We start from the raw sequence: 17139 nt of genomic DNA, 5'->3' as shown, positions 1-17139 counted from the left end.
GTGAGCGATACGCAACATAGTCCGGGCTTGCGGGACTCTCGGTCAAGAGAGAAGGGGCCTTTGGACCCTTGCCGAATCGTCATCGGCGGACCCCTTGACGTATGTCCTCACATTCGCCAGGGTGTTCCACCACAAGCAATACGGTGCACGATGCGCAACGCATTTCGGTTGAAGGGCTGGGCGCGTGGCAGACCTGTATGTGGACGGTGAATGGCGGGAGTCGGTGGCCGGTGGCCGCCGCGAGATCCGCTGTCCCGCTGACGGCACGCTCGCCGCGACCGTCTCCGAAGCGACACGCGCCGACACCGAGGCGGCGATCGCCGCGGCCCGCCGCGCCTTCGACGAAGGCCCCTGGTCGCGCACCCCCGAGCGCGAGCGCGGCGCCCTGCTGCTGCGCACCGCCGACATCCTGGAGCGGGACGCCAAGGACTTCGCCCGCGCCGAGTCGCTGGACACCGGCAAGCGGCTGGTGGAGAGCGAGTACGACATCGCCGACGTCGTCTCCTGCTTCCGCCACTACGGCGGCCTCGCCGGCACCGACGCCGGACGCGTCATCGACACCGGACGCGACGACGCCGTCAGCCGCGTCGAGTACGAGCCGGTCGGGGTGTGCGGACTGATCACCCCCTGGAACTACCCCCTGCTGCAAGCGAGTTGGAAGGTCGCCCCGGCCCTCGTCGCCGGCAACACCTTCGTCCTCAAGCCCAGCGAGCTCACCCCCTCCACCTCCGTCCTGCTGATGCGGGCCCTTGAGGAGGCGGGACTGCCCGCGGGTGCCGGCAACCTCGTCCTGGGCGCCGGACCCGAGGCGGGTGCCCCGCTCGCCGAACACCCCGCGGTCGACATGGTCTCCTTCACCGGCGGACTGGAGACCGGCAAGCGGATCATGGCCACCGCCGCCGCGACCGTGAAGAAGGTCGCCCTCGAACTCGGCGGCAAGAACCCCAATGTCGTCTTCGCCGACGCCGACTTCGACGCGGCGGTCGACTTCGCCCTCACCGCCGTCTTCCTGCACTCCGGCCAGGTCTGCTCGGCCGGCGCCCGGCTGATCGTCGAGGACACGCTGCACGACCGGTTCGTCGACGAGGTCGTCCGCCGCGCCCGGCACATCAGGCTCGGCGGCCCCTTCGACTCCGACGCCGAGACCGGCGCGCTGATCTCCGCCCAGCACCTTGCGAAGGTCGAGGCCTACGTCGCCGCCGGGCTCGCCGAGGGCGCCGTACTGCGCTGCGGAGGCGAGCGGCCCGACGACCCCGCCCTCGCGGGCGGCTTCTACTACCCGCCGACCGTCCTCGACGAGTGCCGGCAGGACATGCGGGTCGTGCACGAGGAGTCCTTCGGACCCGTGCTGACCGTGGAGCGCTTCACCGGCGAGGACGACGCCGTCCGCATCGCCAACGACACCGAGTACGGCCTCGCCGGAGCCGTCTGGACGCAGGACGCGGGCAGGGCCCAGCGGGTCGCCCGGCGGCTGCGCCACGGCACGGTGTGGATCAACGACTACCACCCCTATGTGCCGCAGGCGGAATGGGGTGGCTTCGGGCACTCGGGCACGGGCCGGGAGCTGGGACCTACCGGCCTCAACGAATACCGCGAGCCCAAACACATCTGGCAGAACATCCAACCTCGGCCGCAGCACTGGTTCCGCGGCTGAACGCCGAAATGAGGTCGAACGTGACCACCACACAGACCGAGGTGCCGCAGCGGCGCGGCGGGCCCCAGGACTCGGCCGGCACGCCGGTGATCTCCGTGCGCAAGCTGTGGAAGGTGTTCGGGCCGAAGGCCGAGAAGGTGCCGGAGTCCGAGGAGCTGTGCGGCCTCAGCCGCCGCGAGCTCATGGACCGTACCGGCTGCACGGCCGCCGTCCGGGACGTCGGCTTCGACGTCGCCCCCGGCGAGGTCTTCGTCGTCATGGGTCTGTCCGGGTCCGGCAAGTCCACGCTCGTACGATGTCTGACCCGGCTGATCGAGCCCACCTCCGGCGAGGTCGTCTTCGAGGGCGAGGACATCCGGGGCGCCGACGCGGCCCGGCTGCGGGAGCTGCGCCGCCGCAAGTTCTCGATGGTCTTCCAGCACTTCGGGCTGCTGCCCCACCGCCGGGTCGTCGACAACGTGGCCTTCGGCCTGGAGATCCGCGGCATGAGCAGGGCCGAGCGCACCCGGCGCGCCATGGAGGTCGTGGAACTGGTCGGGCTCGCCGGATACGAGCACTCCTACCCCGACCAGCTCTCCGGCGGCATGCAGCAACGCGTCGGCCTGGCAAGGGCGTTGGCCGGCGAACCGGACGTCCTGTTCTTCGACGAGCCGTTCTCCGCGCTCGACCCGCTGATCCGCCGAGACATGCAGAACGAGGTCATCCGGCTGCACCACGAGGTCGGCAAGACCATGGTGTTCATCACCCACGACCTCTCCGAGGCGCTCAAGCTGGGCGACCGCATCCTGATCATGCGCGACGGCAGGACGGTCCAGTGCGGCACCGGCGACGAACTCGTCGGCGCCCCGGCCGACGACTACGTCCGCGAGTTCGTCAAGGACGTACCGCGCGGTGAGGTCCTCACCCTGCGGTGGATCATGCGCCCGCCGGCCGACGGCGACGAACTGGACGGCCCCGAGCTCGGCCCGGACGTGGTCGTGAAGGAAGCCACCCGGACGGTGCTGGCCGCCCACAAGCCGGTCAAGGTCGTCGAGAACGGCAAGCTGCTCGGCATCGTCGGCGACGAGGAGATTCTCTCCGTGGTCGCCGGGCAGGAAGGCGGCGCATGATGGCCGTCACCATCGAGAAACCCGACGAGAAACCGGGGACGGCGGAAAGGGCGGTCCCCGCCGCCGCAGTCGAGAAGACCCGCAGGATCAGCCGGGCCATGGTGGTCGGCGCCGTCCTGGTCGTCTGGCTGGTGCTGTTCGCCGTACTGCGCGGCAGGCAGACACTGTCCCTGGCGGCGGCCGACCTCACCGGTCTGCACAAGTGGCTGAACGACCTCAACGACTCCATCGGCGCCAACCGCAACTCCAACCCGCTCTTCCTGTACTTCTTCAACGAGATCCGGCTGGTCATCGACAACCTGGTGACCTTCGTCCAGCACCTGATCTCCCAGCCCTCCGGCGGCCGCCCGGTCCCGCAGATCGGCTGGCTCGGCGTGGTCGGCCTGGCCGGCTATGTCTCCTGGGCCGTCGGCAATTGGCGCGTGGCGCTGCTGGCGGTGGCGGGCTTCACCTTCTTCGGGCTGCAGGGTCTGTGGCAGGCGAGCATGGACACCCTCGCGCTCACCCTCTCGGCGGTGTTCGTGGCCCTGCTCTTCGCGATCCCGCTCGGCGTGTGGGCCGGTCTGTCCGACCGGTTCAACCGCGTCGTGACGCCCTTCCTCGACTTCATGCAGACGATGCCGACCTTCGTCTACCTGGCACCGCTGACCCTGTTCTTCCTCATCGGCGGCGCCTCCGCCACCATCGCCACCGTCATCTACGCGGCCCCGCCGACGATCCGCATCACCGCGCACGGCATCCGCAACGTCTCGAAGACGACCGTCGAGGCGGCCGACTCGCTCGGCGCCACCCGCCGCCAGTCGCTGCTGAAGGTCCTGCTGCCGATGTCCAAGCGGACCGTGGTGATGGGCGTCAACCAGACCATCATGGCCGCCCTGGCCATGGTGACCATCGCGGCGCTGATCAATGCTCCCGGACTCGGCGCGAACGTCATCCAGGCCCTGCAGTCGCTGGACGTGGGCACGGCCTTCAACGCGGGCCTCGCCATCGTCGTCATGGCGATCGTGCTGGACCGGGTGACCACCGCGGCCAGCGCCCGCGAGGAGACGTCGCGCAACGCCAAGGACCGCTTCGCCAGGTGGCGCCGGCCGCTGCTGGGCGCCGGCGCGGTCCTCACGCTGGTCCTGGTCTACCTGTCGCACACCTACCTGTGGGCGGCCGACTTCCCCGGCGACGGCACCGTGGGCACCCACATCGCCAGTGCCGCCGACACCGCGACCAACTGGGCGCAGGACCACCTGTCGGGCCTGACCAACGCCGTCCGCGACGCCCTCACCAACGGCCTGCTCAACCCGTTCCAGACCCTGCTCACCGACTCCCCGTGGTGGCTGGTGGGTGCGGTGCTGGTCGTGCTGGGCGTGGTGCTCGGCGGCTGGAAGGCAGGCGTCACGGCGGCCGTGTGCGTCGGCCTGCTGGTCGGCACCGGTCTGTGGTCGGACGCCATGACCACGCTGGCCTCGACGCTGGTGGCGACCGTGCTGGTGATGGTCCTCGGCATCGTCTTCGGCGTGTGGATGGGCCGCAGCGCGCTCGTCGACCGCGTCATCCGGCCCAGCCTCGACGCGGCCCAGGTCATGCCGCCGTTCGTCTATCTCGTGCCGTTCCTCGCGCTGTTCGGCGCCACTCGCTTCACGGCCATCGTCGCCGCCGTCGTCTACGGGGCGCCCGTCGCCATGAAGATCATCGCGGACGGGATCCGGGCCGTGCCGGAGACCACCGTGGAGGCGGCCACCTCCGCCGGGTGCAACACCTGGCAGATCATCACCAAGGTTCAACTGCCGATGTCACGCAGTGCCCTGACGCTCGCGACCAACCAGGGCCTGATCTACGTGCTGTCGATGGTTGTTGTGGGCGGCCTGGTAGGAGCGGGCGCCCTCGGCTACGACGTCGTGGCCGGATTCTCGCAGGGTGAGCTGTACGGCAAGGGGCTGGCGGCGGGGCTCGCCATCGTACTGCTCGGAGTCATGTTCGACCGGATCACTCAGGCAGCGGCGCGACGCGCGAGCGCTTAAGGAGCAGGACACCATGGCAAGACACTGGCGTGCCGGCGCGGCCGGCCTGGCCGTCCTCGGCCTCACCCTCACCGCCTGCGGCGGCGCGAAGGTCGGCGACACCTCCTCGGGTTCGAACAACGCGGGCAGCTCCGGCAAGTGCGGCAACTTCAACCTCGCGGTCAACCCCTGGGTGGGCTACGAGGCCGACGCCGCGGTCGTGGCCTACGTCGCCCAGCACAGCCTGGGCTGCACCGTGAACAAGAAGAACCTCAAGGAGGAGATCGCCTGGCAGGGCTTCGGCACCGGCGAGGTCGACACCGTCCTGGAGAACTGGGGTCACGACGACCTGAAGAAGAAGTACATCACCCAGCAGAAGACCGCCCAGGAGGCCGGCCAGACCGGCAACAAGGGCATCATCGGCTGGTACGTGCCGCCGTGGCTGGCCAAGGCACACCCCGACATCCTCGAGTGGAAGAACCTCAACAAGTACGCCGCGAACTTCAAGACCTCCGAGTCGGGCGGCAAGGGCCAGCTCCTGGACGGCGACCCGTCCTACGTCACCAACGACGCCGCCCTGGTGAAGAACCTCAAGCTGAACTTCAAGGTGGTGTACGCGGGCAGCGAGACCGCGCTCATCCAGTCCTTCCGGGACGCCGAGAAGAACAAGAAGTGGGTCATCGGCTACTTCTACGAGCCGCAGTGGTTCCTGTCCGAGGTCCCGCTGAAGAAGGTGTCGCTGCCCAAGTACACGACCGGCTGCGACGCCGTGGCGGAGAAGATCGCCTGCGACTACCCCGTCTACAACCTGGACAAGATCGTCAGCACGAAGTTCGCCAAGTCCGGCAGTCCCGCCTACAACCTGGTGAAGAACTTCAACTGGACGAACGAGGACCAGAACACCGTCGCCAAGTACATCGCGCAGGACAAGATGACCGACGACGCGGCCGCGAAGAAGTGGGTCGACGCCAACAAGGACAAGGTGGACGCCTGGCTCAAGTAGGCCCGGCCCGGGGCCGGTCGAACACGCCCGGCGGGCGGTGCGCAGCTCTGCGTACCGCCCGCCGGGCATTGCCGTGTTCAGGGCGTGTTTCGCGCCGTTTTCCGACGTCACGGACCTCTTGACACCCCCATGCGCGGAAGGCACGCTGAGTTGCGCAACCTGAATCACGTTGCGCAGAAAGCAACTGAACGGTTCTGATTCCGGAGGTGCGGCGATGGCGGGACCCCGAGTGGTGATCATCGGAGCGGGCGTCGTGGGAGCGGCTCTCGCGGACGAGATCTCCGCGCGAGGCTGGACCGAAGTGACCGTGGTCGACCAGGGCCCCCTCCCCGCCACCGGAGGATCCTCGTCGCACGCCCCCGGTCTGGTCTTCCAGACGAACTCGTCCAAGACCATGACCGAACTGGCCCGCTACACCGTCGAGAAGTTCTGCTCCCTCGACGTCGACGGCAAGCCCTGCTTCCTCCAGGTCGGCGGCCTGGAGGTGGCCACCACCCCCGAGCGGCTGGCGGAACTGCACCGCCGCCACGGCTGGGTCACGGCCTGGGGCATCGAGTCCCGGCTGCTGACCCCCGACGAGTGCGTCGCGCAGCACCCGCTGGTCGACCGCGACAAGGTCCTCGGCGGCCTCCTGGTCCCCACCGACGGCCTGGCCAAGGCCGTCCTCGCCGTCGAGGCCCAGATCCGCCGGGCCACCGAGCGCGGCGTCACCTTCCTCGCCCGCCACGAGGTCCTGGACGTGCTCCGGGCCGACGGCGAGGTCACCGGCGTCCGCACCGACCAGGGAGACCTGGAAGCCGACATCGTCGTGTGCTGCGCCGGCATCTGGGGGCCGAAGATCGCCCGCATGGCCGGCATGAACCTCCCGCTCACCCCACTCGCCCACCAGCTGGCCTGGACCGGCCCGATCCCCGCCCTCGCCGGCCAGACCGAGGAGGCCGTCCGCCCGATCCTGCGCCACCAGGACGCCGATCTCTACTACCGCGACCGCTTCGACGGCATCGGCATCGGCTACTACGGCCACCGCCCTATGCCCATCACCGCCGACGAGATCCTCTCCGTCGACGAGGCCGACCAGATGCCCTCGGTCCTGAAGTTCACCGAGGAGGACTTCGCGCCCGCCTGGACCGAGACGCAGTCACTGCTCCCCGCGACGCAGGAGGCCAAGGTCGAGGAGGGCATCAACGGCCTGTTCTCCTTCACCACCGACAACTTCCCACTCCTCGGAGAGTCCCCCGACGTCAAGGGCTTCTGGGTCGCCGAGGCCGTCTGGGTCACCCACTCCGCGGGCGTCGGCCGGGCGATGGCCGAGTGGCTGGTGGACGGCCACTGCTCGTCCTTCGACCTGCACGAGTGCGACGTCAACCGCTTCGAGCCGCACCAGCTGACCCCCGAGTACGTCCTGGCACGCGACTGCCAGAACTTCGTCGAGGTATACGACATCCTCCACCCCCTCCAGCCGAGCGGTAAGCCGCGCCCGATCCGCAAGAGCCCCTTCCACACCCGCCAGCAGCAGCACGGAGCCTTCTTCCTGGAGGCCAACGGCTGGGAGCGGCCGCAGTGGTACGAGGCCAACGCGCACCTGGTGGAAGGCCGTTCCATCCCCACCCCGAACGACTGGGCCGCGCGGTACTGGTCGCCGATCGTCGGCGCCGAGGCCCAGGTCACCCGCGAGACGGTCGCCCTGTACGACATGACCGCCCTCAAGCGCCTGGAGGTCAGCGGTCCCGGCGCCGCCGAGTTCCTGGAGCGCCTGGTCACCGGCAAGGTCGCCAAGTCCGTCGGCTCGGTGACGTACACGCTGCTCCTGGACCACGACGGCGGCATCCGCAGCGACATCACCGTGGCGAGGCTGGCCCGCGACCTCTTCCAGGTCGGCGCCAACGGCAACCTCGACCTCGACTGGTTCACCCGCCACCTGCCCGCCGACGGCACCGTCCAGGTCCGCGACATCACGCCCGGCACCTGCTGCATCGGCCTGTGGGGCCCCCTGGCCCGCAAGGTCCTGCAGCCGCTGACCGACGAGGACTTCTCCAACGACGGCCTGAAGTACTTCCGCGCCAAGCGCGCCCACATCGGCAGCGTCCCGGTCACCGCCATGCGGCTGTCGTACGTCGGAGAACTCGGCTGGGAGCTGTACACCACCGCCGACCTCGGCGAGAAGCTCTGGGACACGCTGTGGGCCGCGGCCCAGCCGCTCGGCGGCATCATCGCCGGCCGTGGCGCCTTCAACAGCCTGCGCCTGGAGAAGGGTTACCGCTCCTTCGGCACCGACATGACCTACGAGCACGACCCCTACGAGGCCGGCGTCGGCTTCGCGGTCAAGCCCGACAAGGAGGACTTCGTCGGCAAGGCGGCGCTGATGCTCCGCAAGGAGAACGTGGGGCGCAGGCTGACCTGCCTCACCATCGACGACCCGCGGTCGGTCGTGCTGGGCAAGGAGCCCGTCTACGACGGCGAGCGGGCCGTCGGGTACGTCACCAGCGCGGCGTACGGCTACACGATCGGCAAGGGGATCGCGTACGCGTGGCTGCCGGTGGAGGTGGCCGCGCCGGGGGTGGTGCTGCACATCGGGTACTTCGATCAGCGGATCGAGGCGGTCGTCGCCGAAGAGCCGTTGTTCGATCCGACGATGTCGCGGCTGCGTGGGTGAGGTCGGATGGGGCCGCGGTGGGTTGTTGTTCGGCTGCGGGTTCGTTGTGGCTGGTCGCGCAGTTCCCCGCGCCCCTTTACGGCATCCAGTCCTCGTCAGGAAAGGAAGTACCGTCGGTGACCGCACAGGTGCTTGACGGCAAGGCCACCGCCGCCGACATCCGGCGTGAACTCGCCGACCGGGTGGCCAAGTTGACGGCCGCCGGTGGGCCGCCGCCCGGGCTCGGGACCGTTCTCGTCGGGGACGACCCCGGCAGTCGCGCCTACGTGGCCGGCAAGCACCGGGACTGTGCGCAGGTCGGGATCGCCTCCATCCGGCGGGAGTTGCCCGCCGACGCGACCCAGCGGCAGGTCGAGGACGTCGTCGACGAGCTCAACGCCGACCCCGCGTGCACCGGCTACATCGTCCAACTCCCGCTCCCCGCACACCTGGACGCGAACGCCGTACTGGCCCGCATGGACCCTGCCAAGGACGCCGACGGACTGCATCCGGTCAACCTCGGCCGGCTCGTGCTGGGCAGCGAGGCGCCGCTGCCGTGCACCCCGCGCGGCATCGTCGAACTGCTGCGCCGCCACGAGGTGCCCCTCGCCGGGGCGCGGGTCTGCGTGATCGGACGCGGCATCACCGTCGGACGCCCCATCGGCCTGCTCCTGACCCGCCGCTCCGACAACGCCACCGTCACCCTCTGCCACACCGGCACCAAGGGCCTGGCGTGGCACGTCCGCGAGGCGGACATCGTCGTCGCGGCCGCCGGATCGCCCGGACTGATCACCAAGGACATGCTGCGCCCCGGCGCGGCCGTCCTGGACGTCGGTATCACCCGCACCGCACACGGGCTGGTCGGCGACGTGCACCCGGAGGCCGCCACGGTCGCCGGATGGGTCGCGCCGATGCCCGGGGGCGTGGGCCCCATGACCCGCGCGATGTTGCTCGCCAACGTCGTCGAGGCAGCCGAGAGGAACGCGAACGCCGTATGAACGCGCTCAACACCCCGCTGTCGGAGCTGGACCCCGAGGTCCACGCGGCCCTCGCCGCCGAGCTGCACCGCCAGCAGTCCACACTGGAGATGATCGCCTCCGAGAACTTCGCCCCGACCGCCGTGATGGAGGCCCAGGGCTCGGTCGCCACCAACAAGTACGCCGAGGGCTACCCCGGCCGCCGCTATTACGGCGGCTGCGAACACGTCGACGTCACCGAGCGGTTGGCGATCGAGCGGGTCAAGTCCCTGTTCGGCGCCGGGTTCGCCAACGTCCAGCCGCACTCCGGAGCCCAGGCCAACACGGCCGTGTTCTTCGCCCTGTTGCAGCCCGGCGACACGATCCTGGGTCTGGACCTCGCGCACGGCGGCCACCTCACCCACGGCATGCGCATCAACTACAGCGGCAAGATGCTGAACGTCGTGCCCTACCACGTCTCCGAGGCCGACAACCTGGTCGACCTGGACGAGGTCGAGCGCCTCGCCAAGGAGCACCGCCCCAAGATGATCATCGCGGGCTGGTCGGCGTACCCCAGGCAGCTGGACTTCGCCGCGTTCCGGCGGATCGCCGACGAGGTGGGCGCGCTGCTGATGGTCGACATGGCGCACTTCGCCGGCCTGGTCGCGGCCGGCCTTCACCCCAACCCGGTCCCGCACGCCCACGTCACCACCACGACCACCCACAAGACCCTCGGCGGCCCGCGCGGCGGCGTCATCCTCACCAACGAGGCCGACCTCGCCAAGAAGATCAACTCGGCGGTGTTCCCCGGCATGCAGGGCGGCCCGCTGGAACACGTCATCGCCGCGAAGGCGGTCTCCTTCAAGGTCGCCGCGTCACCCGAGTTCGCCGAGCGCCAGGCCCGCACCCTGGCCGGCGCCCGCATCCTCGCCGAACGCCTCACGCGGCCGGACGCGGCGGCCGCCGGAGTGAAGGTCCTGACCGGCGGCACGGACGTCCACCTGGTCCTCGTCGACCTCCGGGAGTCCACGCTCGACGGCCGCCGGGCCGAGGACCTCCTCCACGACATCGGCATCACCGTCAACCGCAACGCGGTCCCCTTCGACCCGCGCCCGCCCATGGTCACCTCCGGCCTGCGCATCGGCACCCCGGCCCTGGCCACCCGCGGCTTCACCGAGGACGACTTCACCGAGGTCGCCGACGTCATCGCCCTCGCCCTCCAGCCGGAGCCGGACACCACGGCCCTGCGCGCCCGCACGGCGGCGCTTGCCGCCCGGCACCCGCTCTACCCGCACCTTTCCGGACCCGCAGGAGACGCCCGATGAGCCCCACCACCCCCGGCGCCGACCTCCCCGACCACCCGGACTTCCTGTGGCGCACGCCCGAGCCGAAACGTTCGTACGACGTCGTCGTCGTGGGCGGCGGCGGGCACGGCCTCGCGACCGCCCACTACCTCGCCAAGAACCACGGCATCACCAACGTGGCCGTGCTGGAGAAGGGCTGGCTGGCGGGCGGCAACATGGCCCGCAACACCACGATCATCCGCTCCAACTACCTGTGGGACGAGAGCGCGGGCATCTACGAACACGCGCTGAAACTGTGGGAGGGGCTGGAGGAGGAGCTGGACTACCCCATCCTCTTCTCCCAGCGCGGGGTCCTGAACCTCGCCCACAGCCTCCAGGACGTCCGGGACAGCGTGCGCCGCGTCGAGGCGAACCGCCTCAACGGCGTCGACGCCGAATGGCTGGACGCCGAGCAGGTCCAAGAGGTCTGCCCGATCGTCAACATCTCGCCCGACGTGCGCTACCCGGTCCTCGGCGGCACCTACCAGCCCCGCGCCGGCATCGCCAAGCACGACTACGTCGCCTGGGGCTTCGCCCGCTCCGCCGACGCCGCCGGGATCGACATCATCCAGAACTGCGAGGTCACCGGCCTGGACGTGGTCGGCGGCCGAGTGGTGGGAGTCCGCACCACCCAGGGGCCGATCGCCGCGGGCAAGGTCGCCCTTTGCTCGGCCGGGCACACCTCGGTCCTCGCCGCCATGGCCGGTATCGAACTCCCGCTGCAGAGCCACCCGTTGCAGGCACTGGTGTCGGAACTGCTGGAGCCGGTGCACCCCACCGTGGTCATGTCGAACGCCGTCCACGTGTACGTCAGCCAGGCGCACAAGGGCGAGCTGGTGATGGGCGCGGGCATCGACGCCTACAACTCCTACACCCAGCGCGGCGCGTTCCACATCATCGAGGACCAGATGTCCGCCGCCCTGGAACTGTTCCCCGTCTTCGCCCGCGCGCACGTCCTGCGCACCTGGGGCGGCATCGTCGACGTCACCCCCGACGCCTCGCCGATCGTCGGCCTCAGCCCCGTCGACAACCTCTACCTCAACTGCGGCTGGGGCACGGGCGGTTTCAAGGCCACGCCGGGCGTCGGCTGGGTCTACGCCCACACCATCGCCCACGACACCCCGCACGCCCTCAACGCCCCCTTCTCGCTCGACCGTTTCACCACCGGCGCGCTCGTCGACGAGCACGGCGCGGCCGCGGTCGCCCACTAGGACCCGTAGGAGCCGACCTCATGCTGCTGATCTCCTGCCCCTGGTGCGGGCCCCGCGACGAGTCCGAGTTCCACTACGGCGGCCAGGCCCACGTCCCCTACCCCCAGGACCCCTCGGCCCTGTCCGACGAGGAGTGGGCCAGGTACCTGTTCTTCCGTGCCAACCCCAAGGGCCCCTTCGCCGAGCGCTGGAGCCACGCGACGGGCTGCCGCCGCTGGTTCAACGCGGTACGCGACACCGCGACGAACGAGGTCCTGGCGGTGTACCGGACGGGGGAGGAGCGTCCCGAGTCCGTGAGCCCACGCCCGGCCACTTCTCAGCCCCGTCCGGACGATCCAGCCCGTCCGGCGATTGAGGACAAGGCCCTTTCGGGGCCGATCGGGGGTGCGGGGGCGGAGCCCCCGGTCCGCACCGGCAAGCGCACCCTCACCTTCACTTTCGACGGCACCGAGTACCAGGGCGTACAAGGAGACACCCTCGCCTCCGCCCTCCTCGCCAACGGCATCATCGCGGCGGCGACCAGCATCAAACTCGGCCGCCGCCGCGGCATCTTCTCCGCCGGCGTCGAAGAACCCAACGCCGTCGTCCAGATCGAGGAGCCCTTCCCCGAGCCGATGCTCCCCGCGACGACCGTCGAGCTCTACGACGGTCTGGTCGCGTCCAGCCTCTCCGGCCAGGGCCGCCTCGCCACCAGCCCCGACCCGGCCCGCTACGACGCCGTACACGACCACTGCGACCTGCTGATCGTCGGCGCCGGCCCGGCCGGCCTCGCGGCGGCGGCCGCCGCGGCCCGGAGCGGCGCCCGCGTCATCCTCGCCGACGACCGCCCCGAACTCGGCGGCAGCCTCCTCGGCACCGGCGAACTCCTCGACTGGGTCCACGAGACGGCCGCCCACCTCGACACCGCACCCGAGGTCAAGGTGCTGCGCCGCACCACGGTCTTCGGCTACTACGACGACAACCACCTCCTGGCCGTCGAGCGCCGTACCAACCACCTCGGGGCCGCCGCCCCGCCGCACGTCGCCCGCGAACGCGTCCACCGCATCCGCGCCCGCCGTGTCGTCCTCGCCACCGGAGCCCACGAACGCTCGCTCGCGTTCGCGGACAACGACCGCCCCGGCGTGATGCTGGCCGCCTCGGCCCGCGCCTACGTCAACCGGCACGGCGTGCTGCCCGGCCGCCACGCGGTCGTCTTCACCACCAACGACAGCGCGTACGCGGCGGCGCTGGACCTGCACGGGGCCGGCGTGGGGATCACCGCGATCGTCGACACCCGCACCGACCCGGGCGAGTGGGCGGAGCGGGCCCGTGCGGCCGGCATCGAGGTGCTGCCCGGGCACGCCGTCGTCGGCACGGACGGCGACGCACGGCTGACCGCGGTGACCGTCGCCCCGTACGGACAGACCGTGGGAGAGCGGGAGTTCGCCGCCGACCTGCTGCTGGTCTCCGGCGGCTGGAACCCGGTGGCGCACCTGTTCAGCCAGGCCGGCGGCAGGCTCCGCTTCGACGACGGGCTCGGCTCCTTCGTCCCCGACACCTGCCGGCAGGCCCTCGAGGTCGCGGGCAGCGCGAGAGGCGTCCTCGACCTGGCCGGGGTCCTGGCGCAGGGCGCCGCCGCCGGCGTCCGGGCGCTCGAGGCCGAGGGGTACACCGCCGAGACCCCCCGCCTGCCGAGGCCGCCCGCCCAGCCGCGCTCGACACCCCCCATGCGGGTCTTCACGGTCCCCGGCCGCGAGGGCGCCCCCCGTTTCGTCGACCTCCAGCGCGACGTCACCGTCGACGACCTGTCCCGCGCCACCGGCGCCGGTCTGCGCTCGGTGGAGCACACCAAGCGCTACACCACGGCCGGCACCGCCAACGACCAGGGCAAGACCTCCGGCGTCCTGGCGAGCGGAGTCGTCGCGGAACTGCTCGGCGTGGACGTCTCGGCGCTCGGCACGACCACCTTCCGCCCGCCCTACACCCCGGTCTCCTTCGCCGCCCTCGCGGGCCGCGACCGCGGCGTGCTGAGCGACCCGGTGCGCACCACCGCCCTGCACGATTGGCACGTCGGACACGGCGCCCTGTTCGAGAACGTCGGCCAGTGGAAGCGCCCCTGGTACTACCCGCGGGACGGCGAGGACATGGAGAGCGCGGTCCTGCGCGAGTGCGCCGCGGCCCGGGAGGGCGTCGCCTTCATGGACGCCTCCACCCTCGGCAAGATCGACGTCCAGGGCCCGGACGCCGGCGTCCTCCTGGACCGGCTCTACACGAACATGATGAGCACGCTGAAGGTCGGCATGATCCGCTACGGCGTGATGTGCCGCCCGGACGGCATGGTCTTCGACGACGGCACGGTCATCCGTCTCGCCCCCGACCGCTTCCTGGTCACCACGACCACGGGCAACGCGGCCGCCGTACTGGACTGGATGGAGGAGTGGCTCCAGACCGAGTGGCCCGAACTCCGCGTCCACTGCACGTCCGTGACCGAGCAGTGGGCCACCGTCGCCCTGGTCGGCCCGAAGTCCCGCGCGGTCCTCGGCTCACTGGCGCCTCAACTGGCGGTCGCCAACGACGACTTCCCGTTCATGGCCTGGCGGGAGACGACGGTCGCCGGAATCGAGGCCCGCGTCTGCCGCATCAGCTTCTCCGGTGAACTCGCCTACGAGATCAACGTCTCGCCCTGGGAGGCCCTCGCCCTGTGGGAGGCCCTGTACGAGGCCGGCGCCCCGTACGGCATCACCCCTTACGGCACCGAGACCATGCACGTCCTGCGCGCCGAGAAGGGCTACCCGATCGTCGGCCAGGACACCGACGGCACGGTCACCCCGCAGGACCTCGGCATGAGCTGGGTGGTGTCGAAGAAGAAGCCGGACTTCATCGGCAAGCGTTCCCACGCCCGCGCCGACAGCGTCCGCCCCGACCGCAAGCACCTGGTCGGCCTGCTCCCCGAGGACCCGGCCGCCTTCCTGCCCGAGGGCACGCACCTGGTGGCCGACAGCGTGCTGCCCGCCCCGCCGGTGCCGATGCTCGGCCACGTCACCTCCAGCTACCGCAGCGCCGCCCTGGGCCGGACCTTCGCCCTGGCCCTGGTCAAGGGTGGCCGGGACCGCATCGGCGACCGGCTGTACGCGCCCGTCGGCGACCGGCTGGTCCCGGTGACCGTCGCAAGCCCCGTTCTCTACGACCCCGAGGGAGCCCGCCGCGATGGCTGACACCGCGCTCACCGCCCCGCCCCGCAGCCCCCTGGCGCACGCCGCCGGCCGTCTGGCGGCCGTGACGCGCGCCTCCGGCGGCGCGGTCCGGCTGGCCGAACTGCCGTTCCTGGCCCAGGTGAACGTCCGCCTCGACGCCAAGGGGCCCGCGGCGGACGCGGTGACGCTCGCCCTGGGCCTGCAACTGCCGCTGGAACCCGACACCGTGGTGCGCGCGGGGGAGCTGACCGCGCTGTGGCTCGGCCCGGACGAGTGGCTGCTGGTCGGCCCGCCCGGCACCCAGCACGACCTGGAGGGCCGCGTCCGGGAAGCGGCCGGAGAGGAACCGGTGTCCGTCACCGACGTCTCCGCCCAGCGCACCACGCTCCTGGTCGCCGGCCCCCACGCCCGCGATCTGCTGGCCCACGGCTGCGCCCTCGACCTGCACCCGCGTGTCTTCGGCCCCGGCCGCTGCGCCCAGACCGCGCTGGGCCGCACCCAGGTCGTCGTGGTCTCCCGCGACGAGGCACGGGCCGGTTTCTGGGTGCTGGTCCGCTCCTCCTTCGCCGGCTACCTCACCGACTGGCTGCTGGACGCGGCGACGGAGTACATGTAGCGCACGGCGACCCGGCGTCCTAGGCGTGGGCGTCGACCAGCCAGGCGCCCGCCGTGAAACGGACCTCCGGGCCGTGCACGAAGGGCTCGAACGCGGCCCGGACGGTCTCCACCACCTTCGTCCGGGTCGCCTCGTCTGCCTCCCGCAGGGCCTGCCCGACCGGCCCCATCCGCGTGAAGTAGCCGCTCAACTGCCCCTCGGGGAAAGTGCATTCGGCGTCGAACGGCTGGACCTCGATCCCGGTCCAGCCACTCTGCGCCAGGATGCTCCGCACCCGGTCGGGGTCGGCGAAGGCGAACTGGCCCGGCTCGTCGGGCCGGCGTACCGGAAGGTCGGGCAGGTACGGGGCCGCGGCGCGTTCGGCCGTCGTCATGAACGGATTGTCCGCCGGTCCGCGCCAGGCGATGAACCGCAGCCCGGCCCCCTCCCGCGCCGCCCGCCGCAGATTGGCGAAGGCCCGCACGGGGTCGGCGAAGAACATGACGCCGAAGCGGGACACCACCGCGTCGAAGGCGCCCGGCTCGAAGGCGTGGTCCGCCGCGTCGGCACGGACGAAGGACGCGGCGGTCCCTTCACGCTCGGCGCGCTCCCGCGCGGCGGCGATCATCGGCTCGGAGATGTCCACGCCCACACAGCGGGCCGCCGGACCCAGCCGCCGCGCGGCCGCCAGCGTCGTGCCGCCGGTTCCGCAGCCCACGTCCAGCACCCGGCCCTCCGGCCCGGCGAACGTCTCCACCGCGTCGAGGAGCGGCGCCTCGAACGGCCTGAGCAACCCGTCCAGCACTGCCTGGGACTCGACCCAGGGCTGTCCCGCGGCGCCGTTCCAACGGGCCGCCTGTTCGTCACCGGTGTTGCGCTCCACGTCCATGACCGTCTCCTGTACTTGCCGTCATCGGGCCAGGATGACACCGTGCTACTTCAAGCCGACTTGAGGTCAAGAGGATGACAGAGCTGGACATCGCCGAGGTGGTCCGGCGCGCCGGGGTGCCCGCCTCCACGCTGCGCTACTACGAGGAGAAAGGCCTGATCACGCCGGTCGGCCGCCGGGGCCTGCGCCGCCAGTACGACCCCGCCGTGCTGCAGCGTCTCGCGCTGATCGCGCTGGCGCGCACCGCCGGGTTCCCGCTCGACGAGATCGCGCGCGTGTTCGCACCGGACGGAGCCATCCACATCAACCGGCAGGCTCTGCTGGACAAGGCCGGAGAACTGGACCGGCGGATCACCGAACTGGTCGTCCTGCGCGACTCCCTGCGGCACGTCGCCGCCTGCCCGGCGCCCAGCCACATGGAGTGCCCCACCTTCCGGCACATCCTCGCGGCCACCGCGGACGTTCCGGTCCGCCGGAAGCGGGCACCCGGACAATCGTGGGACGCCTCGATCCAGGGAAGCGCCGAAGAGCACGCTCCGTGACCGCAGGTTCGCCGTACCGCCGGTACACCCGGCTCCGACTG

The 17139-nt window shown here is 71.0% G+C and carries 12 protein-coding genes; 11 read left to right on the top strand and 1 reads right to left on the bottom strand.

The window, feature by feature from the left end:
- Positions 1-184: 184 nt before the first annotated feature.
- From FBY22_RS25065 to FBY22_RS25020, 10 genes are all read left to right on the top strand, one after another.
- Positions 185-1654 (top strand): aldehyde dehydrogenase family protein, encoded by a 1470-nt coding sequence (locus FBY22_RS25065; RefSeq protein WP_142149542.1) that lies wholly within the window; start codon positions 185-187, stop codon positions 1652-1654.
- A gap of 20 nt (positions 1655-1674) precedes the next feature.
- Complete coding sequence (locus FBY22_RS25060) at positions 1675-2763, top strand: glycine betaine/L-proline ABC transporter ATP-binding protein (protein ID WP_142149540.1); 1089 nt, start codon at positions 1675-1677, stop codon at positions 2761-2763.
- A complete protein-coding gene (locus tag FBY22_RS25055; RefSeq protein WP_142152508.1) occupies positions 2763-4775 on the top strand; it encodes a proline/glycine betaine ABC transporter permease in 2013 nt (670 codons plus the stop codon). The genes FBY22_RS25060 and FBY22_RS25055 overlap by 1 nt, the downstream gene beginning before the upstream one ends.
- A 13-nt stretch (positions 4776-4788) precedes the next feature.
- Positions 4789-5757, top strand: coding sequence for an ABC transporter substrate-binding protein (locus tag FBY22_RS25050; protein ID WP_142149538.1), 969 nt, complete (start codon positions 4789-4791; stop codon positions 5755-5757).
- A gap of 214 nt (positions 5758-5971) precedes the next feature.
- On the top strand, positions 5972-8410 hold the full coding sequence (locus FBY22_RS25045; RefSeq protein WP_142149536.1) for an FAD-dependent oxidoreductase: 2439 nt from the start codon (positions 5972-5974) through the stop codon (positions 8408-8410).
- Between the two features lie 116 nt (positions 8411-8526).
- Positions 8527-9387, top strand: a complete 861-nt coding sequence (locus tag FBY22_RS25040) for a bifunctional methylenetetrahydrofolate dehydrogenase/methenyltetrahydrofolate cyclohydrolase (RefSeq protein WP_142149534.1) — start codon at positions 8527-8529, stop codon at positions 9385-9387.
- On the top strand, positions 9384-10670 hold the full coding sequence (gene glyA, locus FBY22_RS25035; RefSeq protein ID WP_142149532.1) for a serine hydroxymethyltransferase: 1287 nt from the start codon (positions 9384-9386) through the stop codon (positions 10668-10670). Before FBY22_RS25040 ends, glyA begins: the two co-directional genes overlap by 4 nt.
- Entirely contained in the window at positions 10667-11899 is a 1233-nt protein-coding gene (locus tag FBY22_RS25030; protein WP_142149530.1) for a sarcosine oxidase subunit beta family protein, read from the top strand. The genes glyA and FBY22_RS25030 overlap by 4 nt, the downstream gene beginning before the upstream one ends.
- A gap of 20 nt (positions 11900-11919) precedes the next feature.
- Positions 11920-15093: a sarcosine oxidase subunit delta family protein gene (locus tag FBY22_RS25025; RefSeq protein ID WP_142149528.1), complete on the top strand. Its 3174-nt coding sequence runs from the start codon at positions 11920-11922 to the stop codon at positions 15091-15093.
- Positions 15086-15688, top strand: coding sequence for a sarcosine oxidase subunit gamma (locus tag FBY22_RS25020; protein WP_142149526.1), 603 nt, complete (start codon positions 15086-15088; stop codon positions 15686-15688). Before FBY22_RS25025 ends, FBY22_RS25020 begins: the two co-directional genes overlap by 8 nt.
- Before the next feature lie 19 nt (positions 15689-15707).
- Here FBY22_RS25020 and FBY22_RS25015 read toward each other — a convergent pair whose 3' ends face one another.
- Complete coding sequence (locus FBY22_RS25015; RefSeq protein WP_142149524.1) at positions 15708-16556, bottom strand: class I SAM-dependent methyltransferase; 849 nt, start codon at positions 16554-16556, stop codon at positions 15708-15710.
- Positions 16557-16630: 74 nt separating this feature from the next.
- Between FBY22_RS25015 and FBY22_RS25010 the strand changes: the two genes are divergently transcribed.
- Positions 16631-17098, top strand: coding sequence for a helix-turn-helix domain-containing protein (locus FBY22_RS25010; protein WP_142149522.1), 468 nt, complete (start codon positions 16631-16633; stop codon positions 17096-17098).
- Positions 17099-17139: the final 41 nt, after the last annotated feature.

Source organism: Streptomyces sp. SLBN-31 (assembly GCF_006715395.1).
Classification (GTDB): Bacteria; Actinomycetota; Actinomycetes; order Streptomycetales; family Streptomycetaceae; genus Streptomyces.
This window is presented reverse-complemented; position numbering and strand designations above follow the sequence as displayed.

What these genes read in the sequence shown, in the direction of transcription:
- FBY22_RS25050 (WP_142149538.1), top strand. Translation starts at nt 4,789, where the DNA reads ATGGCAAGACACTGGCGTGCCGGCGCGGCCGGCCTGGCCGTCCTCGGC.
- FBY22_RS25045 (WP_142149536.1), top strand. Translation starts at nt 5,972, where the DNA reads ATGGCGGGACCCCGAGTGGTGATCATCGGAGCGGGCGTCGTGGGAGCG.
- FBY22_RS25020 (WP_142149526.1), top strand. Translation starts at nt 15,086, where the DNA reads ATGGCTGACACCGCGCTCACCGCCCCGCCCCGCAGCCCCCTGGCGCAC.
- FBY22_RS25015 (WP_142149524.1), bottom strand. Translation starts at nt 16,556, where the DNA reads ATGGACGTGGAGCGCAACACCGGTGACGAACAGGCGGCCCGTTGGAAC.
- glyA (WP_142149532.1), top strand. Translation starts at nt 9,384, where the DNA reads ATGAACGCGCTCAACACCCCGCTGTCGGAGCTGGACCCCGAGGTCCAC.
- FBY22_RS25030 (WP_142149530.1), top strand. Translation starts at nt 10,667, where the DNA reads ATGAGCCCCACCACCCCCGGCGCCGACCTCCCCGACCACCCGGACTTC.
- FBY22_RS25010 (WP_142149522.1), top strand. Translation starts at nt 16,631, where the DNA reads ATGACAGAGCTGGACATCGCCGAGGTGGTCCGGCGCGCCGGGGTGCCC.
- FBY22_RS25025 (WP_142149528.1), top strand. Translation starts at nt 11,920, where the DNA reads ATGCTGCTGATCTCCTGCCCCTGGTGCGGGCCCCGCGACGAGTCCGAG.
- FBY22_RS25055 (WP_142152508.1), top strand. Translation starts at nt 2,763, where the DNA reads ATGGCCGTCACCATCGAGAAACCCGACGAGAAACCGGGGACGGCGGAA.